Raw genomic sequence first — 23,607 nt, forward strand, 5'->3', positions numbered from 1 at the left:
GCTGTTCTTTGCGGGGAGGATTGTGGAATAGCCTAGATAAAATGAAACTAAATTGACGAGGTGTATGAAGTGACAATAAAGAAGTTAGGGAAGTTAATTATTTTTGCAGGATTATTAATTAGCATTACCTTCATCTTTCTTTTTTCATTTAGAGAATCAGAAGAATTTAAAGGGTTTCCTGTTCCGAAGACCGCTGAATTGACTGAGAAAAAGAGCAAATTAGAAAAATACAAATGGGATTCAGCTTCTGAGGAAAATGGACTTCCTTTAGGCTATCAATTTATGATTAAGCTTTGGGGATGGGAGAAAGTAGACCAAATGGGTGCCCTTACCACCTACGAGAAAAACGGAGAACAGGTTGGCGTCATATCATTAACGGATTATTTATCTCTAAGCATTGAATGAACGTAGACGTTTAGAAAAAACGATAAGGTGTTTTTTGATTTCTTCTTTCGCAATTGGTCATTTCTTCAAGAAGGAGAAGTGCATTTTTTTATAGAAGTACTTTTATCAAAAAAAGAAGAGAGAGAAAATTATGCCTAGTATTATATTTAATATTGTCGGGAAGGAACAAAGAGGTGTCGAATTTGAGGAAAAGCTTTTTGAATACCTTTGTAGAAACGAAAGAAATTCGGAATTTGATTATAGCTTGTTACTTAATATTGATAAGTATACATATTCTCGCACCTTTAAAATTGATGAGGTTAAACAGTTATTAACTATTTGTGAGGAGTTATATAAAAGATATAAGGATGAGTATGACTGGGAACACAATTGTGTACGAAAGGTATGTTTAAGATTATTAAAGTTATGTCACGAAGCTATAGAGCAAAAGAAAGAAATAGAGGTAAAAGGCATTTAACATTATGAAAAGCTGCAAAGGGTAATCTTCAACAATCGGGTGCGTTGATTAAATAAGGATTAACGCCTTTTTTATGGAAAACATTAAGCAAACGAGTAAGGTGGATTGGGAGTATTTAAAATTATTGGTATTTAAGAGGTGAGGCTATGTGTATTTGGTAGGATTAGTAATCTACGCTTTCCCATTACTTTCAATTATGTTAGGTGGACTTGGTTATTTAATTTCTCGAAATGTTTATTTAATTCCAGGGGCATTATTAAATGTTTCTTTAATTGCTACTTATACAGTGTTCAATTCATCGTTTTTGATGTGGGTGGTTATTTATACACTCTTATCCTATATCGCTGGACTTGCTGTTAAAACTATTGTTTCAACTAGAAAACAAGAATCTTAGCCTAATTAATATTTATATACACCTTTTGCAGCAATTTGGGCGTTTTTTTAAGAATGAGATATTAATATTTTATTGAATTTTACTAAGGATGTGGATTTTTGAAGGGTATACTATTAGCAATTTTAGGTGCTATTGTTGGTTGGTTGCTTTGGGGATTATTTACAAAAGATTTCGAAACAGATTCCCTTCTTTTGCTCATCTTTGGCATTTTTATAGGACATAGTATTGGAAAAAAGGAAGTCTCTTCTACATAGAGAAGCAAATTTTCTATTTTCAATTATCGGGTGCATAAGAAGAAATGGAGATATATAAATATGAAAAAACATTGTTGTGAGGATATGGCTTATCATGCAAATTTTAAATGCGATATACATAATACTTCTTTTGAATGTCCCGACAAACTCATCATTTTTAATGATAAGGACTATGGATTAATAATTCATGATGGAGGAACCTCAAGTATCGGCATAGATTTTTGTCCATGGTGTGGTACGAAACTATAAATTTGTGATACTTTCTTTTTTACTATTGGGTGCATTTCTTTCAAGAAGGAGATGCGCTCTATTTTATTGAAGTAAAGGCATGTTGATGGAGTTCGAAACTATATTTAAAGGAGATTGCTTTATGTTCGTAGTAAATGTAGAAGGTGCTATACACCGAAAAGATAAATGGCTTTTAATCCTTAGAAGTAAAAAGGAAGAGCACGCTGGTGGGTCACTTTCACTAGTTGGTGGAAAGTGTGAGGTTGAAGGTGTTTCTTCTGATATTCTTGAAAGGACTTTAAAAAGAGAAATTCTTGAAGAAGTAGGGACCGAAGTTGCAGATCTAAAATATGTAAATAGTTCTTCCTTTGTCACTGAATCAGGGATAAATGTCATTGATATTGTTTTTCTTTGTCACTATAAATCGGGTGAACCTTATGCAAAAAGCAGAGAAGAGGTAGATGATGTTATTTGGATGACTACTACTGAGATTCTAACACATACAAAATTACCTGCATTTTTAAAGGAAAACATCAGAATAGCAGATAAAATGCTGCAAGATAGTATGTATTTGAAATATTAATAGTACGTCATTATTGATGAGGGATTTAGAATAGGTTCTGATTCAACAATCAGGTGCATTGATCTAAAAAGGTTAATGCTTTTTTATGAACTCATAAACAAACGTGCAGTTTAGATAATAAGAAATTAGTAAAATTGAGGGGTTTGCAGAGGAATCTATATGACTATTTTAATGATTATATTAGCCGTTTTTTCTTTTTTGGGTTTGATCTATTTTTCAGTTAAAGATAAGGAGTTTTATCAAGATGAAACGAATGTGGATCCTGGGAGTATTTTAGGGGAAATATTGATGTCTATCATTAATCTACTACCGTGGTATTTAAAGAAACTATCTTTGATGTTACTTTTTTTAGGGTTATGCGTTCTATGTGTGTGTTACTTTATTTATGAGTAAAGGATTCATTTTGGGAGTTCTTTTTCGAAATAAAGCAATAAGTCAAACGACCAGAAAAAACAAACTGCACCCCAATTGCTAAACACCATTAATAGGAGGTGCAGTTTGTCATGTCATTTACATATCCTCTATTAACCCTGAGGATCAAAACTCTTCTTGTTCTCGAATTCTCCGCTTTCTGCCATCATCAAGTTATTCAAATACGCTGCCATTGCTAGCTCATATCTTACTTTTTTGCTTGCATCTACAAAATTTGCTTCCTTCACTAAACCTGAAAGAGAATATCGGTGACCTCTATAATCTACATTCAATTCGGTAATCTGGTTGAATTTAAAACCTTCAACGGGCGCTCCGTGAAAATCTTTTAATAGAAATTCCTCGTATTTCTCATTGCATGTTCTTGCTACTTCTTCCATCACCTTAAACGCTACGTCCGGGTTTTGCCTATAGTTGAGGATAAGGCTTTCGTTTACTCTGCGCATCCCTCGGTTCCCGTTCTGAAGTTCTGTAATATTGCTATAAGAGACCGTGTAGACATAACCGTCATACTGGCGAATCTTCAGGTGACGCATACTGATCTCCTCAATCTTTCCTTGTCTATTGCCATTGATGATGACATAATCACCAAGATGAATCTGGCGCTCAAACAGATAGGCAAGCCCCATAATATAATCACGGATAATATGTTGGAAAATTAGTGCGAGGGCACCAGCCACAACGACTGATCCCGTAACAAGCCTCGTTAGGTCGAAGAAATGGCTAAGGACATAGATGAAAAAGAACACAAGTCCAAGCCCTTTAAGAACCTGGTTGGAAAAATGCATCAACGTTTGTTCCCGGTTTTCATCCAAGAAACTGGTCTTGTCAAAGAAAAGCTGAATGGATTTACGAATAAAATAGGCTGTCACTATAATCAGCACAGCCACTGTTAAAATCTTAACCGGTAACTGCTGAAACAAATCTAAGTTAAACATGCGATCAACTCCATATTTTGCTGCCTGTTATGTAATCTAGCAAATCATGCTGCTGAAAGGATTTTAAAAGATAAAGAGAAAAAGGTCAATGATCTTCTAATGAAGATTGCTATACTCATTGTTCCCATGTTCTTATGTCCTAAAGCTTATGTTTACGATTAATACTGCTTAAATTGCTGTTTTTTAAAGGAGAATAAACAAGCAGCCACCCAACGGGTAGCTGCTTGTTTGTTAGTTTTGCCAATTACTAATCGTAGTTCCAGGGCCTGAAGAAGGAGTGGTGAATGTATGATTCGTTCCACTTTCCCAAACTACATTTCCTGCAGCATCTTTCTTAATGAATTTAAACTCAATCGCTCTACCAGAAGGAACACTTATGTCATAGTACCATGTTGGGTAGGCTGCGATAATTTGATTGTAGAAAGGTCCAATCGAACGCAGAAATCGTACCACCAGAAACGGTAACAGAACCACCTGTTAGGAGCCCCGTTAATTGATCTGTATAAGTCCCAGCCGGGAGGGAGGTAGCAGCACCAGAAACATTATAGGTAGCGGTCGTACTCTTGTTCATCGCGACCAAAACGATATCGTTCCCGAACTGTCTTTCATACACATATACATCATTGTTGATCCAACGCTGTTTCGTTTTTCCAAACCCGAGTGCCTGATTGGTTTTGCGAAGTGTTGAAAGCTTTTTGATGATCTGATAAGCCTTTGTCGTCTGGCTGAATGATGTCATCTTGCCTCGATTGTTTGGATCCCCATTGCCCGTTAAGTACTGCTCCGTACCATAGTAGATGTTCGGAACACCGCGTGATGTGAGCATAACCGTAAGAGCAAGATCTGTCTTCTTCGTATCTGCGCCAATCGTATGGAAACGGTCCATGTCATGATTATCAAGGAATGTGACTTGATCGATCGGCTGTTCATACTTCGTTTCAGTCTCAGAAATCATTCTGTCAAAACCATACCAGCTGTCAGAATTGTTACGAAGCACTTGACGCAATTCTTGGCCGTAACGGAAATCTAAGAGTGACATCCCGTATTTATTCGCAAAGTCATAATAGTTCTGATCTACTTCATTTTCACCTAAGAACCATTCGCCGAACGTAAAGACAGGCTGATGAGAGTTGATGGTTTCCATAAATGTTTTTTGCCAGCCGAACGGCATATGTTTGCTGTGTTCCAGTTTCCGAGTTCTTCCGTGTTTCCTACGGCCGGGCTCGTATAAGCGTTATTAATTAAGAAGCGTACGGAACTTTGAGACCCCGATAAAAGATCAATCGGTCCGTATCCGGCACTAGCCGTACCCGAAGAATTGGTAACCGTAACTTGATAGCTTCCAGCAGTAGCAGCAGGAACCGTGACCTTAATTTCATCATTGCTCCAAAATTGCACCGCTGCATTGGCTGTCCCGATTTTTACTGAACCTGTTGCTGATCCGAACGCATCACCGTTAATCGTTAGCGTATTGCCTGGTTTCGCTTGGACGGGACCGACCTGGCCGATAACAGGACTAGAACTGCTTCCGTTATACCCATAAACTGCTGCTTCTCCTACATGGTGGTTAAAGTCAGCTAAGTCATAAAGATTTCGATAAATGCCATCTTCTATAGAGGAGAAGTTCGTCCCTTTATTGTGATGAAACAGTCCTTTCGTGTCATTTGTATACCCACCGACAAGTGTCCCATTATCATAAAGTTTGCCGTTCTCCATATAACTTGGAGTATCTTCGGAAGCGGGTGATGTATGGTTTGGCGCAAAGTCGATAATCACTTTAATGCCTTTAGCATGTGCTGTGTTAACCAAGTTCTGAAAATCTGTCATGCTTCCGAAATAAGGATTCGTTTTCTTGAAATCTCTGCCCCAGTAACCATGATAAGCCGTTGTTCCGGCGGCATCATTTAAAACAGTGTAAACATTTTCAACAGGCTGAGAAATCCAAAGCGCAGTTACACCCATATTGGTCAAATAACCATCATTGATTTTATTGATTATTCCTTGCCAGTCACCACCGCAATACTTACGCAGATTGGAACAATCACTGCTAAACAGATTGCCGGTCGGATTGTTTGCGGCATTACCATCTGAGAAACGATCAGTCATGATCTGATAAATGACATCTTGACCATAGTTGATCTTGTTGAAACTAGCAGCTTCAGCTATTTGTTGGTTGTCCTCGAAAGGGAGTTTCGAGAACGCTAGAGACAAACTAAGTGCAGCTGAGACCAATAAGCTTTTTTTCATACGTATCATTCACTCCTTTAAAATATAAAAAACCCCGCTATTCATAAATGAATAACGGGGTTGTCTGTAAAAGAACATTGCCCTCAAATTTTTTCACCTTATAGTGCGCGCTCTATTACATTTAATTATTCAAAAAATGTAAGCGTTGTCAATTTGAAAATAGGCTTACGAAACGCCAACCCTTGATCAATAAGGGTTACGGAAAAGAAGTGAAAATAGTACTCTTCAAGAAGAAGAAGTGCTTTTTTTATTAGACAAAAACCCGAACAAGAGACTTTTTTTAAGAGTCTTTTATTCGGGTTACAATTTGTGTTTTAATTATTAAATTCCTTCTTCTTCGTCAGGTGTATACTCCAAAAGATCCCCTGGTTGGCAGTCTAATGCCTTACAAATAGCGTCTAGAGTAGTAAGTCGGATGGCTTTTGCCTTTCCGTTTTTTAATATAGAAAGGTTAGCCATCGTTATTCCGACCCTTTCAGATAGTTCGGTTACACTCATCTTTCTTTTAGCCAACATCACGTCAATGTTAATAATAATAGCCATATCCTCACCTCAGACCGTTAGATCATTTTCAGATTTTAGATCGATTGCATCTTTCAGAAGTCTTTGGAGTACAGCGGCGAATACTGCTATAACAACGGATGCCCCAATAAAGACCATACCAACTAAAACGAGACCTGGCGCGTCATCCCACTCTGCAATGATATATACCAATGGTAAAGCTAGAACATATAGACCACTGATTGTAAGTGCGCATTTTTTTATTTTCATTAACGATCGAACAGATAATTCTGAGAACGCCTTATTTTTGTCGATATACTGTAAAAGTTTAAAAGCCTGATGAAGTGCAAAGTAAAAAGGAACGGTCGACAGATACACAATAATTAAAATGCCAAAAATGACATAGGCCAACTCTGAACCTTTTTGTGCTTCTTCCGTTGCTTTAACAGCCAGTTGGGGCAACAAAAATATACACAAAGCCAGAACGGGAGTCCCGATAAGAAAAACAGAGATCTTCAATAAAAGCGTTGACCCATTTTTCATAAAAAGCACCTCGCTAAATTCATATTTTATTTGGATTATAAATAATTATTTATTGAATTACAATAAATTTTTATTGTATTTTTATTGAATATGAATTTGTTTTAAGGGGAGAGCTGCATATACTCTTAGTTCTGTTCATGTGTCCAAGAAGGAGAAATGCACTTGATATGGAACTTAACAAGCAGGTTAAACGGTAAACGTGCCATTTTGGAGGTTTTGTTTATGATAAAAGGGGCCCGCATTTATATAGATCATCTCAAGACAAAAGATGTTTATTCGGTATTTGATCTTGAAATAAAAAACAAACCGTTCTTTAGTCAATTTGCTCCAAACAGAGATTCAGATTTTTATACGTTGGAAGGTCAGATGAACAGAATCCAAAAGATGGAGGAAAATAGAGAGAAGGATATAGGCTACTCTTTTGGAATTTTTCTTCAAGACACTCATGAACTAATAGGACAAGTTGGTTTTTTTAAGGTAGAACGAGGCCCTGCCCAAAAGGGGATGATCGGGTATTCATTAGATCAAGCCTTTAACGGAAATGGTTATATGACAGAAGCTCTTGAATTAATGGTAAACTATGGATTCAACGAGCTAAAATTTCATAGAATTGAAGCCGAAGTGATGCCGCATAACATAGGTTCTATTAAAATCCTGGAAAAGACTGGTTTTCACAAAGAGGGAATTGCTAGGCAGAACGTAATGATAAATGGAAAGTGGGAAGATCATCAAGTACTTGCCCTCATTAATCCTAACTATTGAAGGGGATGAAGAGATGTTCGTAAAAAAGAAATCCCATGCCGGTGAAAAGAACGGCGTTGCCTATTTAAATGGAGCGATTACGTTTCAAGGTGTTGCATTAAACGTCTATAGTTATTTAGTTGATGGCGTATTGATTGATACGGGAGCACAATCGTTACATCACTATTTTGAACCATTCATTGATTCGGCTGACTTTGATCAAGTCATGATTACCCACTTTCATGAAGACCACACAGGTTGTGCCGCTTATATCGAAAGAACAAAGGAAGCACCGATTTACTTAGATCAAAAGACAATCGATTATTGCACACAGCGAGCAGATTATCCGCTGTACAGAAAGTTCTTTTGGGGAAAAAGGAAACCATTTCATGCGAAGCCGATGCCTGCAACGTTTCAGTCACGAAATGCAACTTGGGAAGTAATCCCCACACCTGGTCATGCTCTCGATCACAATGCATTCTTGAATCAACAAACAGGCCAACTGTTCACGGGTGATTTGTTTGTCAGTGAGCGCACAAAAGTTGTTTTAGAAGAAGAAAGCATCCCTGACATTATTCGGTCACTAGAACGTGTATTAACCTACGAATTTCAGGATGTTTTTTGCAGTCATGCTGGATTAGTAAGGGATGGGCGGGCAGCTCTCGAACGTAAACGCGACTATTTAGTTACTCTTCAACAGGAAGTGTTAACTTTACAAAAGCAAGGTGACACTCCAGAGGCAATCCGTCAGAAGCTATTTCCGAAAAAGTTCCCCATTATCAAATTTTCTCGTGGAGAATGGGATTCACTTCACATTGTTACTTCCATTGTAAATGAGAAGAGTCATATCTAAAAAAAATATTGCAGAAACCGAGGAATCTATTATGTCTATCGAACAAATGAATAAAACGATTATCCGCACCGCCCGTATTGAAGATGCTGAAGCTGTTCTGGCTATACATCGGGAAGTTATTGAAGAATCAACTTATTTTATCGCGGTTTCTGAAGAATTTAATAAAACGACTGAAGAGCATGCTGAATGGATTCAGAAGACGTTAGATCATGACCGCGAAACCATGCTTGTCGCAGAAGTAGACAATAAAGTAGTGGGCTGGATCGTGTTTCGATCACAAGAGCGAAAGCGGATGCATCACACAGGATCTTTTGCGATCATGCTGCAAAAAGACTGCCGAAACAAAGGGGTCGGGAAGTTGTTGATTGCAGAGTTGTTGAATTGGGCCGAACAGCACCCGGTGATTGAAAAGATAACATTAGGTACATTCTCAACGAACACAAGAGCGATCGAGCTGTATAAAAAGTTAGGTTTTGTTGAGGAAGGACGCAAAGTAAAAGAGTTTAAGTTCGGTGATGATGAATACGTAGATGATGTTTTAATGTATAAGTGGGTGAAATAATAAAGGAAGCTGACAGAAAGGCGTGAAATAGTGGCCTTTGTAGTCAGCTTTTCCTTTTGTATCGAATTTTTTAGCTTGATGATGAGTTCATAACTTGCTAAAGAACGTGTTGTGAGCGAAAAGAGGGACTCATTTAGCGAAAACAGAGGGTCATTGAGCGAAAACAAGGATTCATTGAGCGAAAACAGGAGGTGATTGAGCGAAAACAAGGGTTCATTGAGCGAAAACAGGAGGTCATTGAGCGAAAACAAAGGGTCACCTGAGCAAAAATAAAATAACAAGTAATATACAAAGAAAAACCGCACCGAATTTCGCTGCGATTTAATGTGTTTATGTTATTTAGCTGTTCAGCCTATGAACTAAACCCTCAACCCTCTTCCTTCTGCCTCACATTTTTCTTGATCAACGTTGTTACGATAAATGCAAACCCCGCAATTATGGAAGCATACACCATCAACTCAGTTGTGGTTAAAGAGAAAATCTTCGCTAGTTCAACAGAGTAAGCAAAGATCGTTGCCGTAAATAGCTTCGATAGTGCAGCAATAAGTAAGAACCTTCGAAATGCAACTCCACCAAGTCCAGCACCAATACAGATGATCTCATCCGGTAAAACAGGAATGATGAACATAATCGCCAAAAACAGGACTTCATTTCTTTGTACATAACTTTTGTATTTAGAGAGATGTTCCTCTTTTACAAACCTTGAAACAATATGCTGTCCGCCAAACCTGGCGAAAAAATACATCGTGATGATTCCAGCAAGAGTGCCTAGAAACCCTAAGGAGAGCGCTGTAAATGGACCAAATACAGCACTCGCCGCCGCAACCGTTACAACTTCTGGCAGAGGCAGGATGATAGGCTGGGCGAAACAAATGGCCAAGTAGATGGATTTTGCAGCGGACTCATGGATTCGTAATAGGTTTTCAAATCCGTACATGTCTGTTAAAACCAACAGTTTTGTCACATAGAAAATCGCAAACACGATCATGCTGATTGCAAAGAAATAGAGTGCGATCAGGCGGGTGATTTTAAAGATCTGCAAATTGCGTTTACATAAAAAGACCAAGTCAAAAGTTACGATAACGACTGCAAGCCCGATGCCGAATAACTTAAAAACTGGCTGTATGGTCGGCAGCAGCTTAAATAAGGTTACAAGGGTTAATGACGTTAGTGTGATGTGAAGTAAAAGTTCGAGTGTGAGTTGTTTTCTGCTAAAAGTGTCTGTCATAACGAATGTCTCCGTTCATATGTGTTTATGTAATTAGTTTAAACAATGAATGAAGAGGCAAACAGCTTCTGCAGATGTAATTTGAGTAAGACTTGAGGCGTATTGAAAGCTAAAAGAGCATCAATAGATGTAATTTACAAATAATTAAAAAAAAGACATCTATAGAGGCTTTAACCCTGCATCGCATTATAGTAAAATAAAGATTCCCGATTCTTGAAGAGCAGGTGAATTATGTATAAGCTGGAAGATAAATATTATGACAACGAGAAAGGTTATATTTACATACCAATTCGCTGGAGAGAAGAGTTTGATATTAGCAATGGATCAATGGTAGGCATAGATTGTGAGGATGGAGTGGTTATCATTGATAAAGACACCACAAGGGAATTTATTCAGAAAATCAGTAAAAGAGGTGCGTTAACGATCCCACTGGAACTGAGACAAAAATTGAAATATAAACGGTATAGCATATACATTGTACATGCTGAAGAAAAAGTGATTTTAAAAGTTCAATAACAATAAAGGTTATCTCTCCACTCGTAATAACGTACTACGAGATGGAGAGTTTTAGTGAGAAGCAAAAATAAACGAAACAATTAGTTTAGATACTTTCCGTGTTTAGGCTTAGCGATTTGATCAAATTCAGTTACTAACTTATTTAATTCTTGATGAAGTTGCTCACCATTCATCGGAATTCCGTGTCCGGTTGCCGCAACTTCGGGCTCTAGTGATGCGAGTTTGATTACTGATTCTTTTGCAGCTGTCCAATCTGTAGTGAAATACTTCGGTGGACCGCTAATTTCTTGTTTTTGAGTGAGGACTTTAAATAGAGATTCTTGTTTAACGGTTACAAAAGCATCCCCTGCTAGTAAGACTTTATCAGAATCTCGGAAGAACGAAACATGTCCTTCTGTATGTCCTGGTGTGTGAATCCATCGCCAGCCTTGTAATCCAGGAACCGATCCATCACTCGGCAGTTCCTTGATGTGTTCACTAAGGTTGATGCCGTGGTTCGGGAATAGCGGGGATAGCTCGGTCACGAGACCACCATTAACGGTTGGATCAGGTTTTGGATAGTTTCTATCTCCATTCAAATAAGGAATTTCTAATGGGTGAGCGTAGACCGGAATGTTCCATTCCTCAGCAAGTGTAACAGCGGCTCCGATGTGGTCAAAATGTCCATGAGTTAAAATCATAGATGTGGGCGGCCCATCAAACCATTTTTCTGCCCATTTCAAAATAGTATCCTCAGATTTAGGCATTCCTGCATCAACCAATACATACTGAGAAGGGTTTTCTTGGCATCGGATAAAATAGACATTAACAATTTGAGTAGTGAGACCGTAGACATCCGGGGCGATCTGTTCTCCTATACCGTTTGCAACACTCGTCATAGGCAAAAATCCCATATCCGGAGGCTCATTCTGGATGTGCGTCATTTTATAGCTCCTTACTAAAGATTAAGTAGATGAACAAGAGTAAAGAGCATATAAACTATGCTCTTTTCTAAACTAAATTTACGATTTGTAAGCATACGGTGAATTTAGTTATGAGTTAGTATTGACGAATATACCTGTCTTATAACAGTCTTTTTAGGGTTTTAGTATGACTTTCATACAATCATCTTGTGTTATTAATTATTCATATCCTTTGGCTGCTTCATCTAATGGCATGGTATGTGTGATTTACATGTAACTTCTTGCCGGTGCTTGTCCATCTTAATGGTATTGTTTCTTTAAAAGAAAGTACCTAATCGGACATGTTATATAGACCGCATAAAACCCAGTAAGTTGAAGGGTTTCACATTGCGTATAGCTTTTGTCGCAATCTGTATAGGACCAAGAGTGCTCCTTGAAGTTTTAACTTCTGTTCTACAAACTCAAGCGGGGATTTCTTTCCTTCCATACCGACACAGCCAATAACGACATCAGCTTTCTCCCATATCATCTGAGTAAAATCAAAAATCTTAACCTTTGTACCATTTATAAAGAGCTGTGAATACAAAGATAAATTTATTGAAATAATGAAGTTATGCCTTTAAGGAGACTCAAAATGAATATAAATAAAGCAAGGAGCGTTATAATGGGAATATTAAATGGAAATCCAAAAGACGAGCCTATGCATTACGGTGAAATTTATGGTGCATGGACGAACCTTCTAACTAACCATGGAATGATTGCAGGTTATCAGGTGTATATAAACCACACGGGTGACAGTGACTTGAAAAAGTTAGTAGAAGAAGCCATTGAAGGATTGAAGAATGAAAATACTCAAATTGAGAATTTGCTTAAGGTAAATGGAATCGGTTTACCTCCAGCTCCACCTGAACGCCCGGTTGCAAAATTAGAAGACATCCCTCCAGGAGCAAGGTTCCTTGATCCGGAAATTAGTGCATCCGTTTCTAAAGATGTGGCAGCTGGACTTGTGGCATGCAGTACGATGATGGGACAAAGTATCCGTGAAGACATAGCAGTCATGTATGGTCAATTCCATTTAGCAAAAGCACAGTTTGGGGCAAAAATGCTAAAATTGAATAAAGAAAAAGGCTGGATCATTCCTCCACCTTTACAAGTAAAAAGTATAGAATAATCCATAACGTTAAAAACCCTAGCAGGGTTTTTAACGTTTTTAATGTATGAGATGGGTCACCGTGTTTTCGTTATTTCATTAGTATAAGAATAAAATTTCGCATTTAATCGAGGAGTTTTAAGATTACAAAATAATTGTGAGAAGCGAGTGAAGAAGAATATTTTACTTGCTTTTTTAATTAACTAAATATTTTGATAATTTTTGGTGAAAAATGTAGATGTGTGTAATATTAAATGGTAAAATATTACTATATAGTATAGATATGGGGTTATTTGTACTATAGAAGATTAGAGTTATTGGGGAATTAAATACAATTTAGGAGGTATTGAATGAAGTACAAAATCGTGCACGATAAGGTTGAGGAGTATTTTATCAAAAGTGAGACAATGGCCATTCATCCGTTTATTAACCAATGGGGAGCCGTATGTGCAGAAGTTTATGAAAGAGACGCAATCATCCTAGTTGAAAAAAAGCCTTTCCGAATTATAAAAGATACTTGTCCTTATTATGGCAATACGTATGACGGGAAGAAAGAGGCTGCACGTATCAATATGGGGAGAATGTGTTTTGCTCCGATTATGATTGACACCAAGCTTGATATATTTTTCTTTCCTACGCAATCACCACGAAAAGATTCCTGCATCTGGCTATCACAGCCCCACATCGAGGACATTGAATCCATTGACCATAAGAATGTTAGAGTGATTTTTTCTAACGGTATGGACCTACCCATCGAAAGTACCCGCGCAGCCTTACGAGGCAAACTCCATCGAGCCGCACATTACCGAAGTGTTTTAATGAATCGAACAACAGATAAGGAACGAGAACGCCTAAGAAGTCGTGATCTGATCCTTACATAGTGATAAAAATGTAAGCGCCTGATGCGAAGTCAGGCGTTTTTGTTATGTGTGTGATTTTTTAGAGTGGGAAGATTGGATAAGTTTAAATAAATTGAGTCTGAAGGTGGATGAATTAAGTCTAAACCGGTTCCTATAAAGTCTAAATACGATACATGTGCACTCCAAAGTACACTAACAATTTCGTTGCAGGGAAATTTACAGATGTAGGGAAATTATTTCTGTAGATATAAATGGGGGTATTACGATGAATATTGAAACTATTTCTTTGAACAAAAAAAGCTGGGAAGTGGCAGCAGAGCGTTTTTTTGGGAGAACTGCTTTACCAGAGTATGGACCTTTTGCTCCACTTGAAGACAATTTAAACTTGCTGGGAGATCTACAAGGCTTAAAAGTCTTAGATATTGGTTGCGGGAGCGGTCATTCTCTTAAATATATGGATGAAAAAGGGGTAGCTGAGCTTTGGGGATTAGATCTAAGTCATCAACAAATTAAGGTAGCTCACAATGTACTAAGTAATACGGCTGCAAAAGTAAAATTATTTGAATCACCGATGGAGAGTAATCCTGGAATCCCGTTGAATCACTTTGAACTTGTGTATTCTATTTTTGCATTAGGATGGACTACAAACCTGGAGCAAACCTTGTCCAACATACACTCTTATCTAAAACCTGGCGGAATTTTCGTTTTTAGTTGGGAACATCCGTTGTACAGCCGATTTAATCAAATTGAAGGAAACATTCTTGTTAACAAGTCCTATCTTGAAGAAGGGCCATACGATCATGAAGCTTGGAAAACGACTGCCATCATGCAGCAGTTTAAAGTTAGCACATATATTAACGCACTCATTAGCACCGGCTTTACAATTGAAAAAGTGGTTGAAGAAGTAGTCTTGCCTGAAAACAATCGTGATAAATATACAAACTCCTGGTATTCCTGCGAAAAAGCAGAAACGGCACCGACAACATTGATCATAAAGAGCAGTAAACGTTAAAGGGTAATCAACAAAGGAGAGTTAGAGAATGGATACGATTAATCAAAACGGCCGTGCATGGGACAAGAAAGTGGAGAACGGAGCGGATTATACGAAGTGCGTAAGTAAAGAGGTTATTCAAAAAAGTAAAGCAGGAGTTTGGCAGATTACCGTTACAACCGAAAAGAGTGTACCGAGAAAGTGGTTTCCTAGCCTTTTAGATGGTGTGAAAATTCTATGCTTAGCTTCTGGCGGAGGTCAGCAGGCACCAATCTTAGCTGCAGCGGGAGCAGATGTGACGGTCGTAGATTTATCTATTAAACAGTTAGAGCAAGATAAGTTTGTTGCAAAACGCGATGGACTGAAGCTTAAGACTGTTCAAGGAACTATGACAGATTTGTCATGTTTTGAGGATGGAGAGTTCGACTTAATTGTTCATCCTGTATCCAATCTATTTATTGAAGACGTAAAACCTTTATGGAAAGAGGCGGCTCGCGTTTTAAAAGAAGGTGGTGTTCTGATTGCAGGTTTTGTAAATCCGCTTCTGTACATTTTTGACGATGAACAAGAGAGGCAAGGGAATCTGGAAGTAAGACACTCTGTTCCATCTTCATCTATTTCTCATTTAACAGAAGAAGAATTACAAGTATTCAGCCAGTCTAGTGAAACCATTGAGTTTAGTCATACTCTAGAAGATCAAATCCAGGGGCAGTTGGATGCAGGCTTTGTCCTTACCGGTTTGTATGAAGATGACTTTGGCGGAAATCGAATGCTTGATTCCTACATTAATACATTTATTGCGACAAGGGCAGTGAAGATGAGAATAGAATAGGGAACATTAAAAATAGCTTGGGGTTAAGTCCAAGTTATTTTTTAGTTAATATTTGTGCAGGTTGTTGTGGACTAATAAATGGTGGGGTGGGGGTATTAGCCTAGTCGGTTGTTTGGATATATATAAACTCGCCCCAATTATAGCCGAAACTCGCGGAAATAAGTAAAGAATCTGCGGAATTAAGCCCAAAACTTGCGGGATTATTCTCTTTATCTCATGAAATATTGATTCAGATACCTCACGCTGTATAGTTGATAATGGGTTTTGCGAGATTACACTTCAACCAGCTTTTTCCTTACTCCCGTTCATCGCTCCTTTTCTTATTTTCTCCTAAAATGGCAAGCTGCTTTTTAATCTCAGACAACTCTTTACGAATTGCATTCACTTTTTTTGAGTCATCGATGCCCGTCCTCACCGCATAATGGATAACCGCAAAAAACAAGAAAAACCCGGATACTACCAATAAGATCTCCATACTTTTTATCCCCTTGAGTTAGTAGATTCCCACTCTTCACGAAGAATGCCCATTCGAATAGAGTCGTAGTATTCACCGTTGTAATAACGGCACTTCCTCATGCGGCCTTCCATCGTCATGCCTAATTTTTCGCCAACTTTCATCATGCGTTCGTTACCTGACCATGTGGTATAACCGACACGCACTAACGGCATCGTGCTGAACAAATGGTTGATCCATAACGAAAGGGCTCTTGTGCCGTACCCGCCGCTCCAAAAATTTGGATTGTATATGCCAATCCCCATCTCAAGCCAGTTGGAAGGTTTGTGCTCCCAATAATAACTAACGGTTCCAATGAGTTCGCCGTTTACTTCGATCGCCCACCGTTCCTGCTGGTTCACGTAGTTCCCTTTGTTCCGCATAAATTCTTCATATGGAACCTGTTTATGCTCAAAGTATGGAGCATCCCACTTTTTCCATTCTGGGGCTTTATCTTTATAAAGGAGTTCCCATAGTTTGGCTAGATCCTTTTCTGTGATCGGCCGAATGGTTAAGTCTTTATCTTGATAAGACATTTCGTTCCTCCGTCTAATTTTATAAACAAATTTATATCTTTTATGATACCATTATTTGTAAAGATGCAGAACGATTCATTTCACATTTTGGGAGCAGAAAAACAATGAAACTTAAAATCATACATACGAACGATCTTCATAGCAGCTTCGAAAATTTTGCAAAGGCCGTACCTCTTATTAAGCAGCATAGAGATGAACATACGATTCTGCTAGAAGCTGGGGATTTTGCAGACTTTAAAAGTATCGAATTGCAAGGAACAAGAGGGATAGCTGCTGTTGAATTATTAGAGGCTGCAGGCTATGACGCGATTACAGTAGGCAATAACGAGATGTTTAACGGTGTGGATACGCTTCAGTATATGGCCACAAAAAGCTCCGTTCCGTTTATCAGCAACAACCTTTTTAAAAGTGATACGACTGAAATTCTAGGTATTCATCCCAGCGTTATTTTACATAAAAACGGATTGCGTATTTTAATCACAGGTGCCTCGCCTGATCTTGGGGCATTTAACGATGGACTTGGGGTACATAATGAGAATTATATTATCGCGATCGCAAATGAATTGGAAAAAAACCGTGGGAACTATGATTTGTGCATCCTCCTCAACCATATTGGAACAGTGGCGGATATCGACCTTGCCAAGGAAATTGAAGGCATTGATGTTATCGTTTCTTCACATGACCACCAACTGTTTTCTGAAGCGAAGATCGTGAATGATACATTTATCGTGAGTGCAGGTAACTATGGTGAACACATTGGCGTGCTGGAACTTGAAGTGGACGGAAAAAGTAAGCAGCTTCTTCATTCAGGGGTCATAAGCACCAAGGACATTGAGGCAGACGAAGAGATCACAGCTATTTTACAAGTAAATAAAGAAAAAGCGATTGAGACGTTGAGGAAACCGCTTTATGAGCTGGACCAGCCTCTTTGGCATGATGTGATAGAGGAGAATCCCATCACTAACTTAATCGCAGATGGTTTGAAGGACATGATGAACACGGACTTAGGACTAATGAACAGTGGGATCGCGAACGCGGGTGTCTTTCATTATGTTTCCGATAAAAAGTTGATTGAAGTTTGTCCTTCACCACTTAACCCAACTTCATTCGAGATTCAAGGAAAGGACATATGGATCGCGATTCAGCAGTCACTTGATGTGCAGCATTGTTTGCTTGATGGAAGAGGACCTGGTTTTCGTGGGAAGTATGTCGGGTGTTTGCATGTTTCAGGAGCAACAGTCGTACATGATGGTGTACGAGTTCTGGAGATTAATGTCGGTGACACGCCGCTTGATGAGGAAAAATGGTATACGGTGGCAACGTCAGATTATCTGCAGCGCGGGTCTGGCTATCCTTCTCTTGCAAACAATAAAAACGAGTTTTACCGACCAGAAGAGATAAAAGAAGTGATCAAAATCTATGCCAACAAGCCAGATTTTGTAAAACGTGCACACGTAAGGAGATTTACCGAGCAACAAGAATATGTGGACCTGGGGAGATCACGAAGATGACTAGACCACATATCAAAATCGTCATTGGTGCTGGCGTTTACAATAACAATCCCGGCTGGCTTCACACGCAGGAAGAGGAATTGAATCTTCTGGATGAGAGTAAGTGGGCAGTGAAGTTTGAGAAAAATTCAATCTCTGCTATTCTCGCTGAACATGTGTGGGAGCATCTTACGTATGAAGAAGGAGTACAAGCAGCAAAACTTTGCCATGACTTTTTAATGCCATCCGGTTACATTCGCTGTGCAGTCCCTGATGGATTTTTTCAGGATGCTGAATATCAGAACATGGTTCAGATTGGAGGTCCTGGACCGGCAGATCATCCTGCCAGCTCTCATAAGATCGTTCATAACTACCACACTTTGCAAAAGCTTTTTGTTGAAGCGGGGTTTGAAGTTCAGTTGCTGGAATACTTTGATGAGCAAGGTATATTTCATGAACAAGAATGGGATGGAAAAGACGGTGTGATTTTTCGCTCAAAACGCTATGACCCTAGGAATCAAGGGGAAAGTCTCAAGTTTCCTTCACTCCTTGTAGATGCTATTAAACGATAACATTCATTTTCCGCAACAACACAAAGTAATTAAATAACAGACTAAATAAAATAATGATATGGTTCATATAAGTTATCAAGGGGGGTTACGTATGGAAAAGTGTGTGTACTTCAATGATTCATTTTTCTCTTCGGGAAGAACAGAAATATACAATGCTTCTCAAGAAAAGCTTGGGGAACTTGATTTGAAAAGTGCATTCTCTTCCAGTGTGAATGTGGAGAATGAAAAAGGGGAGATCGTTGTTGAAGGTGGCTTTCCGTTTTTTTCGAGCAGATGGATCATCACCCAGGCTGATGGGACCGAATTGGGTGAGGTGAAGTCTTCATTTGCGTTTTTCTCGAAGCGTTTTCGATATTCTACAAATGACCATACGTACGAGATTGAGTCCCCGGCTTTTTCAAAAGAATACACAATTCTTGATGACAATAAAGCGGAAGTGGCAACCTTCAGAAAAATAAATGGATTCTTTCAATCCGCAGCATTTGAATTAACGAATCATTCAGATGTATTGCGAACCGAAGAACTAATTGCGGTAGTTATGGGCGTTAACGCCATTGAAAAACGGAACCAATCAAGTGCAGGCGGAGTAAATGGCGGGGCATAACCCCTTTTTAATTATAAAATGCCATAAAAAGAAGCTTTCACTCACTATTTCAGAGTGATTGCTTCTTTTTTGTGTTTTATTGTACGTGTGAAATGAACACGATAAAGTAAATGTTCGTTTCATACGAACGCATTTGCTCCCTATAAAATAATTTCACGTTAATTTTAATAATTTCACATTAAACGGGATATATTCACGTTAATCGCAATAATTTCACGTTAATTTAAATATATTCACGTTAGCTTGATTTCCCGTCTACTTCCGCGAAATTTCCACTACCGCTACTGCTACTCCGTAATCCCTGCCTGGACGATATCCACCTTAACTTTTACATCAATCGGGATAGTGGGATACTGCCTTTCCCACTGTTTAATGTCAAAGCCTCTTGTTCGACTTCGTGCCAGATCGCCTAAGCCGATGGGATCAGCATTCCACTTTTGGAGCTTTGCTACGACTTTGTGAAGCTTCTTATGCATATCTTCTTCTGTTGCTTTTTCAAGCTGTTCCACAAGAGGAGGTTTACTTACTGGAATTTTAGCCGCTTCACTCACAAGACCTTGGATGTTAATTTCAATTTCGATTTCAGGAGATTGTTTCACATTTTTAAAACGGTATTTAGGTTTTGACGAGATATTCTGAATAGTAAAGAATCGATCCTTGCTGAATTTCACTTCATATAAGCCCTGTTCAAATGATTCTGTCATCAGCTTAAGCATGAAGGATTCTCTTAAGGATAGTTGGCCTACCATTTTATCCCCTTTTAAGATAGCTGTTCCTTTCACCTTAATGCGATCATCTGTTTCCTCTAATAATGGCAAGTTAGGATCCATACCTTTTCCGTAATAGGTGTACAGAAAACGGTGAAGATTTGTAGCGGGAATATTTGATTTCATGTTTTGCTTTAAAAGCTGAAACAAGTACTTAGATGGTGTTTCACTTAGCGGGTACTTCTTCTCAAGCAGCGTTTTCGTGCTTCCCTGGACAACAGCAAGGTATAGATCACGTCCTACAGCTGAATCACGCTGCAAAGTGTCGATCAGCTTATAGATTCCTTTTTCCGCTAACTTTTTATCATACAAGGCAACCTCTAGACGGCCGATTTGAAATGGCTTTGGCGATTCGGCTTGTTCGAGAGCTCTAGCCATTTTACTTGTATGTGTAATTCCAGTAAAAACTTCGGTGATCGGTGGCACATCTTCTCCCCTTTGGGGAATGGCCGCCATGGCGTTTAATTTCACTTTATTTTTAGAGTGATAATCATAGCCGACCGCCGTAATGAGCTGGATGTCTTCTAGAATTTTCTTGCTTGGAAAACAACCGGTAAGTAAAGTTATTGAAAGGATGATGACAACATATTTTTTAACCATTTTTTGTTTTCCTCACTTTTGTAAAAATAAGCTGGGTTACAAAAAGAAACGGAATGTAGAGATACAAGATGTAAAAGCCCACTTTCGAAACCGTATTGTTCATCATATCAATCTGCTGACGATCGATAACAAGGATACATGCTGTGAAAACAACTAAAAGTAAAGCCCGCAATGCACTTTTTTGCTTGATCTTAAATAACCGGTGTAAGCCGCGGCTGACAGACCATAGCCCAATGCAAACATTAGGCAAGATAACGAAAAGCCAGAGTGCGATTCCTGCATATTCAAAACGCTGTGCAAAGGGCAGGTCGACAATCTTCCATAGCGTAAGTGTCGCCCAAATAGTATGCTGAAGCTGTTCCTGATTGTAATAAACAAACGAAACGACTATGGTGATCAAATAGGTGAAAATCGTAAAAAAATTGCCATAATGCGCCCATTTTTGAGATTTTTCTGGTTGTTTGAGAAATGGTAGGTATATCAAGATCAATTCAAATCCTACGTAATTAAGAGTAACCCCTTTTGTTGCCGCCAAGATTTCAGTTATTGAATGCTCAAAAAATGGCAACAGATTTGAATAGTGACCACTTTTTAAAGCGTAATACTTCAATAAAAATAAAGGGATTGTAATGAAAAAACCTAATACAGCTAGACCAGCAACAACTCGTATCCCTCCAATTACATATGAATAAGCAAGAAACAGAAAGATAATTGCGATCACTTCAGTTCCAAGTTGTGGGAAAACCCAGATTTGAATGACTTCGATATAGGTTCTGAGTATGGTGATCACAATTGAGCTGAAATACAGCAGCAATAAAACGCTTAACAGACCACCTATCCATCTTCCAAACAAACTTCGATGAACGCCAATAATATCGGTCTTTTCTTTTAAAAGAATACGATAGATCATCCAAATAATGATGTTGAATGATAGGCCGCCAAGTACAACTGCGATCCAGGCATCGTGACCAGCAGATTTTGCGATATACCGTTCGAATCCGAGAATTCCCACACCTACTTGCATCGTTGTGATCATGTAAAACACCATATAGGGTGATATCTGTTTGTTTTCACTAATCTGAGACATACATACCCCTCTTATTTAGTCCTCAATATCGTGCTTTTCAGTTGCGCGCTTCTTGTTCATTCTTTTTTTATCGCTAGTTCTTAATGAGATTGGGCGATTGTTTTGCGAACTGAACGGCATACGAATGAGTGCATCTTTTAAATCATTCGTGCGCAGCGGATAAAGCGGCGCAATATAGGGTCTTCCAAGTGAAGTTAACTTCAAAAGGTGAGAAAGGATAAAGGCAAAGCAAATCACGACACCAAGAACACCTAAGAATTGAGCAGACAATAAGAACGGAAAGCGCAATAGGCGGATCGTGTTACTCATCTGATAGACTGGTGTTGTAAACGATGCGAGTGCGGCTAACGAGACAATGATCAACAGAACATTACTTGTGAGTCCAGCTTGAACGGCAGCCGTTCCAATAACGATACCGCCTACGATCCCGATCGTCTGACCAACTTTAGTAGGCAGTCTCGCTCCTGCCTCACGCAAAAGCTCAATAGAAAGCTCTAGTATGATTGCTTCAAGTATAGGTGGAAACGGAATGTCATTTCTTGATGCCACAAGGGTCGCTAACAGGTTTTCAGGAATCATCTCATAATGAAACGTTAAAACCGCTACATAAAGAGGTGAAGACAATACGGAAAACATGACGCCCATCAACCGAATCAACCGAATAGTGGAAGCAAGTACCCAGTTTAGAAAGTAGTCTTCAAAGGCTGAGAAAAACTCCACGATTGTTGTGGGTCCAGTGAGAGCATGCGGTGAACCGTCCGCCATAATGGCAATTTTCCCTTCAGCTAGTACACTCGCCACACGGTCGGGACGTTCTGTATCAATCAGCTGTGGAAAAGGTGAGTTGCCGTTGTCTGAAATCATTTGGTTGATATAAGAACTGTCTACTATATGATCATATTCAATGTCATTCACTCGTTGTATGGCCGTATTCACATTTTCGCTATCTGCGATTCCATCTATGTAGATAATGGCAACTCTTGTTTTCGTGAGTTTACCTACGCGCACCTCTTTAACTGTGAACTCTGGGATCGGCAGTCTTTTTCTGATGAGGTTCAAGTTCGTATCGAGTGATTCTACGAAAGCTTCCTTAGGACCAACTACACTGAACTCTGTTTCTGGAATGGAGATCTGCCGGTTTTCTGTAGAAAGGCTGGGAACTAACAAACACTCTGTATCCTCTTTATTCATCTGTATCAAAATATAGCCTTCTGTTACCTTGTTTGAGATATCATGAACATCATTTGTTTTCGTTATGTCATCTAATGGCAAGTGTTTCTGAATATCATCCAGGTCTTGAAGGGGGATATCTGTGATATAACGTAATAAATCACGATGAACAAATTCCGGGTTTACGAGAGTTTTAAAATAGGAGATGTAAAATGTACTTACAGATGACTGTTTAACGGTAGAAAAGTCGGCAGAAGCACTTAATTTTTGCATCAACTCTTGAAAGGTTAAAGAACCTCGATTCTGGGTCTGTTCGGGTTCTGGCTGTTTTTTCTTTTTCTTAAAAAAGTTCACGTGAAGCACCCACTCGTTTTTAAAGTAAGTTATTTTCCTAGCATTTCCTTTGAATTTAATAATATTCTGTTTGGCACTTTTGCAGTGCAACTGAAATTTTTTCGTTGACTAATTATGACAGGTAGCCTATGATTATCTTTAAATTAAATATTCAAACTCTTATTAAGAGCAGGCGGAGGGAATTAGCCCTATGAAGCCCGGCAACCATCGGAGAAACATGTACGTTTTTTCCGAAACGGTGCTAAATCTAACAGCGGTTACGCTGAAAGATGAGAGAACGAACGGATTATATGAGCAAACCGTGTTCTCTGATGAACACG

Annotated in this window: 28 protein-coding genes, 3 pseudogenes and 1 riboswitch; of the genes and pseudogenes, 17 read left to right on the plus strand and 14 right to left on the minus strand. The window is 38.8% G+C overall.

Annotation, left to right across the window (positions count from 1 at the left end; all coding sequences use genetic code 11):
• The first annotated feature begins 69 nt into the window (after nt 1-69).
• The 6 genes from AWM68_RS02740 to AWM68_RS02760 all read left to right on the plus strand — a co-directional run bounded on the left by AWM68_RS02740 (nt 70) and on the right by AWM68_RS02760 (nt 2,321).
• A complete protein-coding gene (locus tag AWM68_RS02740) occupies nt 70-405 on the plus strand; it encodes a hypothetical protein (protein ID WP_066236587.1) in 336 nt (111 codons plus the stop codon).
• A gap of 130 nt (nt 406-535) precedes the next feature.
• Entirely contained in the window at nt 536-862 is a 327-nt protein-coding gene (locus AWM68_RS02745) for a hypothetical protein (RefSeq protein WP_066236589.1), read from the plus strand.
• A gap of 148 nt (nt 863-1,010) precedes the next feature.
• Nucleotides 1,011-1,256: a DUF2651 family protein gene (locus AWM68_RS22095; protein WP_156488281.1), complete on the plus strand. Its 246-nt coding sequence runs from the start codon at nt 1,011-1,013 to the stop codon at nt 1,254-1,256.
• A gap of 98 nt (nt 1,257-1,354) precedes the next feature.
• A complete protein-coding gene (locus AWM68_RS21230) occupies nt 1,355-1,510 on the plus strand; it encodes a tRNA U-34 5-methylaminomethyl-2-thiouridine biosynthesis protein (RefSeq protein ID WP_156488282.1) in 156 nt (51 codons plus the stop codon).
• 60 nt (nt 1,511-1,570) lie between these two features.
• Entirely contained in the window at nt 1,571-1,759 is a 189-nt protein-coding gene (locus AWM68_RS22100; protein WP_066236591.1) for a DUF6980 family protein, read from the plus strand.
• A 121-nt stretch (nt 1,760-1,880) separates the two neighbouring features.
• A complete protein-coding gene (locus AWM68_RS02760) occupies nt 1,881-2,321 on the plus strand; it encodes an NUDIX hydrolase (RefSeq protein ID WP_066236593.1) in 441 nt (146 codons plus the stop codon).
• Nucleotides 2,322-2,845: 524 nt separating this feature from the next.
• Here the strand turns inward: AWM68_RS02760 and AWM68_RS02770 are convergent.
• The 6 genes and pseudogenes from AWM68_RS02770 to AWM68_RS02790 all read right to left on the minus strand — a co-directional run bounded on the left by AWM68_RS02770 (nt 2,846) and on the right by AWM68_RS02790 (nt 6,979).
• Nucleotides 2,846-3,688 carry a mechanosensitive ion channel family protein gene (locus AWM68_RS02770; RefSeq protein WP_066236597.1) on the minus strand — a complete coding sequence of 281 codons (843 nt, stop codon included), beginning with the start codon at nt 3,686-3,688 and terminating at the stop codon, nt 2,846-2,848.
• Between the two features lie 231 nt (nt 3,689-3,919).
• A pseudogene (locus tag AWM68_RS21235) lies at nt 3,920-4,868 on the minus strand (alpha-amylase family glycosyl hydrolase); the annotation flags it as partial.
• Nucleotides 4,778-5,197: an IPT/TIG domain-containing protein gene (locus AWM68_RS21830; protein WP_231868366.1), complete on the minus strand. Its 420-nt coding sequence runs from the start codon at nt 5,195-5,197 to the stop codon at nt 4,778-4,780. The gene AWM68_RS21830 and the pseudogene AWM68_RS21235, both read right to left, overlap by 91 nt.
• Before the next feature lie 30 nt (nt 5,198-5,227).
• Nucleotides 5,228-5,935: pseudogene (locus AWM68_RS21835) on the minus strand (alpha-amylase family glycosyl hydrolase); the annotation flags it as partial.
• 321 nt (nt 5,936-6,256) lie between these two features.
• A complete protein-coding gene (locus AWM68_RS02785) occupies nt 6,257-6,478 on the minus strand; it encodes a helix-turn-helix domain-containing protein (protein WP_066236603.1) in 222 nt (73 codons plus the stop codon).
• A 9-nt stretch (nt 6,479-6,487) separates the two neighbouring features.
• A complete protein-coding gene (locus AWM68_RS02790) occupies nt 6,488-6,979 on the minus strand; it encodes a DUF2975 domain-containing protein (protein ID WP_066236605.1) in 492 nt (163 codons plus the stop codon).
• A gap of 222 nt (nt 6,980-7,201) precedes the next feature.
• On the opposite strand from AWM68_RS02790, the gene AWM68_RS02795 reads away from it, so the two are divergent.
• From AWM68_RS02795 to AWM68_RS02805, 3 genes are read left to right on the plus strand one after another with little or no spacing between them, the layout of a single operon-like run.
• Nucleotides 7,202-7,741: a GNAT family N-acetyltransferase gene (locus AWM68_RS02795; RefSeq protein WP_066236607.1), complete on the plus strand. Its 540-nt coding sequence runs from the start codon at nt 7,202-7,204 to the stop codon at nt 7,739-7,741.
• A 13-nt stretch (nt 7,742-7,754) separates the two neighbouring features.
• The gene (locus AWM68_RS02800; protein ID WP_066236609.1) at nt 7,755-8,573 is read left to right on the plus strand and encodes an MBL fold metallo-hydrolase; all 819 of its coding nucleotides are present in this window, start codon (nt 7,755-7,757) and stop codon (nt 8,571-8,573) included.
• Between the two features lie 31 nt (nt 8,574-8,604).
• Nucleotides 8,605-9,135 (plus strand): GNAT family N-acetyltransferase, encoded by a 531-nt coding sequence (locus AWM68_RS02805; protein ID WP_066236611.1) that lies wholly within the window; start codon nt 8,605-8,607, stop codon nt 9,133-9,135.
• A gap of 367 nt (nt 9,136-9,502) precedes the next feature.
• On the opposite strand, the gene AWM68_RS02810 is transcribed toward AWM68_RS02805, so the two are convergent.
• Nucleotides 9,503-10,363, minus strand: a complete 861-nt coding sequence (locus AWM68_RS02810) for a TVP38/TMEM64 family protein (RefSeq protein WP_066236613.1) — start codon at nt 10,361-10,363, stop codon at nt 9,503-9,505.
• 231 nt (nt 10,364-10,594) lie between these two features.
• On the opposite strand from AWM68_RS02810, the gene AWM68_RS02815 reads away from it, so the two are divergent.
• Nucleotides 10,595-10,879 carry a hypothetical protein gene (locus AWM68_RS02815; RefSeq protein WP_066236614.1) on the plus strand — a complete coding sequence of 95 codons (285 nt, stop codon included), beginning with the start codon at nt 10,595-10,597 and terminating at the stop codon, nt 10,877-10,879.
• Between the two features lie 80 nt (nt 10,880-10,959).
• On the opposite strand, the gene AWM68_RS02820 is transcribed toward AWM68_RS02815, so the two are convergent.
• On the minus strand, nt 10,960-11,802 hold the full coding sequence (locus AWM68_RS02820) for an MBL fold metallo-hydrolase (protein ID WP_066236616.1): 843 nt from the start codon (nt 11,800-11,802) through the stop codon (nt 10,960-10,962).
• 153 nt (nt 11,803-11,955) lie between these two features.
• Nucleotides 11,956-12,334, minus strand: a pseudogene (locus AWM68_RS22105) (glutathione-dependent formaldehyde dehydrogenase); the annotation flags it as partial.
• Nucleotides 12,335-12,445: 111 nt separating this feature from the next.
• On the opposite strand from AWM68_RS22105, the gene AWM68_RS02825 reads away from it, so the two are divergent.
• The 4 genes from AWM68_RS02825 to AWM68_RS02840 all read left to right on the plus strand — a co-directional run bounded on the left by AWM68_RS02825 (nt 12,446) and on the right by AWM68_RS02840 (nt 15,614).
• Nucleotides 12,446-12,952 carry a DUF3231 family protein gene (locus tag AWM68_RS02825; RefSeq protein ID WP_082820534.1) on the plus strand — a complete coding sequence of 169 codons (507 nt, stop codon included), beginning with the start codon at nt 12,446-12,448 and terminating at the stop codon, nt 12,950-12,952.
• A 329-nt stretch (nt 12,953-13,281) separates the two neighbouring features.
• Nucleotides 13,282-13,812, plus strand: coding sequence for a competence protein ComK (locus AWM68_RS02830; protein WP_066236619.1), 531 nt, complete (start codon nt 13,282-13,284; stop codon nt 13,810-13,812).
• Nucleotides 13,813-14,056: 244 nt separating this feature from the next.
• Nucleotides 14,057-14,803, plus strand: coding sequence for a class I SAM-dependent methyltransferase (locus AWM68_RS02835; RefSeq protein ID WP_066236621.1), 747 nt, complete (start codon nt 14,057-14,059; stop codon nt 14,801-14,803).
• 28 nt (nt 14,804-14,831) lie between these two features.
• A complete protein-coding gene (locus AWM68_RS02840) occupies nt 14,832-15,614 on the plus strand; it encodes a class I SAM-dependent methyltransferase (RefSeq protein ID WP_066236622.1) in 783 nt (260 codons plus the stop codon).
• A gap of 295 nt (nt 15,615-15,909) precedes the next feature.
• Here the strand turns inward: AWM68_RS02840 and AWM68_RS02845 are convergent, their stop codons facing one another.
• Together AWM68_RS02845 and AWM68_RS02850 are read right to left on the minus strand one after the other, a co-directional pair.
• Nucleotides 15,910-16,089 carry a hypothetical protein gene (locus AWM68_RS02845; protein WP_066236626.1) on the minus strand — a complete coding sequence of 60 codons (180 nt, stop codon included), beginning with the start codon at nt 16,087-16,089 and terminating at the stop codon, nt 15,910-15,912.
• Between the two features lie 5 nt (nt 16,090-16,094).
• Nucleotides 16,095-16,643 (minus strand): GNAT family N-acetyltransferase, encoded by a 549-nt coding sequence (locus AWM68_RS02850; RefSeq protein WP_066236629.1) that lies wholly within the window; start codon nt 16,641-16,643, stop codon nt 16,095-16,097.
• A gap of 104 nt (nt 16,644-16,747) precedes the next feature.
• Here AWM68_RS02850 and AWM68_RS02855 point away from each other — a divergent pair, with 104 nt between their 5' ends.
• The 3 genes from AWM68_RS02855 to AWM68_RS02865 all read left to right on the plus strand — a co-directional run bounded on the left by AWM68_RS02855 (nt 16,748) and on the right by AWM68_RS02865 (nt 19,309).
• Entirely contained in the window at nt 16,748-18,154 is a 1,407-nt protein-coding gene (locus AWM68_RS02855; protein WP_066236631.1) for a bifunctional metallophosphatase/5'-nucleotidase, read from the plus strand.
• Nucleotides 18,151-18,705, plus strand: coding sequence for a class I SAM-dependent methyltransferase (locus AWM68_RS02860; protein ID WP_066236634.1), 555 nt, complete (start codon nt 18,151-18,153; stop codon nt 18,703-18,705). The genes AWM68_RS02855 and AWM68_RS02860 overlap by 4 nt, the downstream gene beginning before the upstream one ends.
• Nucleotides 18,706-18,796: 91 nt before the next feature.
• The gene (locus AWM68_RS02865; RefSeq protein WP_066236636.1) at nt 18,797-19,309 is read left to right on the plus strand and encodes a hypothetical protein; all 513 of its coding nucleotides are present in this window, start codon (nt 18,797-18,799) and stop codon (nt 19,307-19,309) included.
• A 287-nt stretch (nt 19,310-19,596) separates the two neighbouring features.
• Here AWM68_RS02865 and AWM68_RS02870 read toward each other — a convergent pair whose 3' ends face one another.
• From AWM68_RS02870 to AWM68_RS02880, 3 genes are read right to left on the minus strand one after another with little or no spacing between them, the layout of a single operon-like run.
• Complete coding sequence (locus tag AWM68_RS02870) at nt 19,597-20,676, minus strand: Ger(x)C family spore germination protein (RefSeq protein WP_066236639.1); 1,080 nt, start codon at nt 20,674-20,676, stop codon at nt 19,597-19,599.
• Nucleotides 20,669-21,763, minus strand: a complete 1,095-nt coding sequence (locus AWM68_RS02875; protein WP_066236642.1) for a GerAB/ArcD/ProY family transporter — start codon at nt 21,761-21,763, stop codon at nt 20,669-20,671. The genes AWM68_RS02870 and AWM68_RS02875 overlap by 8 nt, the downstream gene beginning before the upstream one ends.
• Before the next feature lie 15 nt (nt 21,764-21,778).
• Nucleotides 21,779-23,287 (minus strand): spore germination protein, encoded by a 1,509-nt coding sequence (locus AWM68_RS02880; RefSeq protein WP_066236644.1) that lies wholly within the window; start codon nt 23,285-23,287, stop codon nt 21,779-21,781.
• A gap of 156 nt (nt 23,288-23,443) precedes the next feature.
• Nucleotides 23,444-23,563, plus strand: a riboswitch (SAM riboswitch).
• Nucleotides 23,564-23,607 lie beyond the last annotated feature (44 nt).

The organism is Fictibacillus phosphorivorans (genome assembly GCF_001619875.1).
In the GTDB taxonomy this organism is placed as follows: Bacteria; Bacillota; Bacilli; order Bacillales; family Fictibacillaceae; genus Fictibacillus; species Fictibacillus phosphorivorans_B.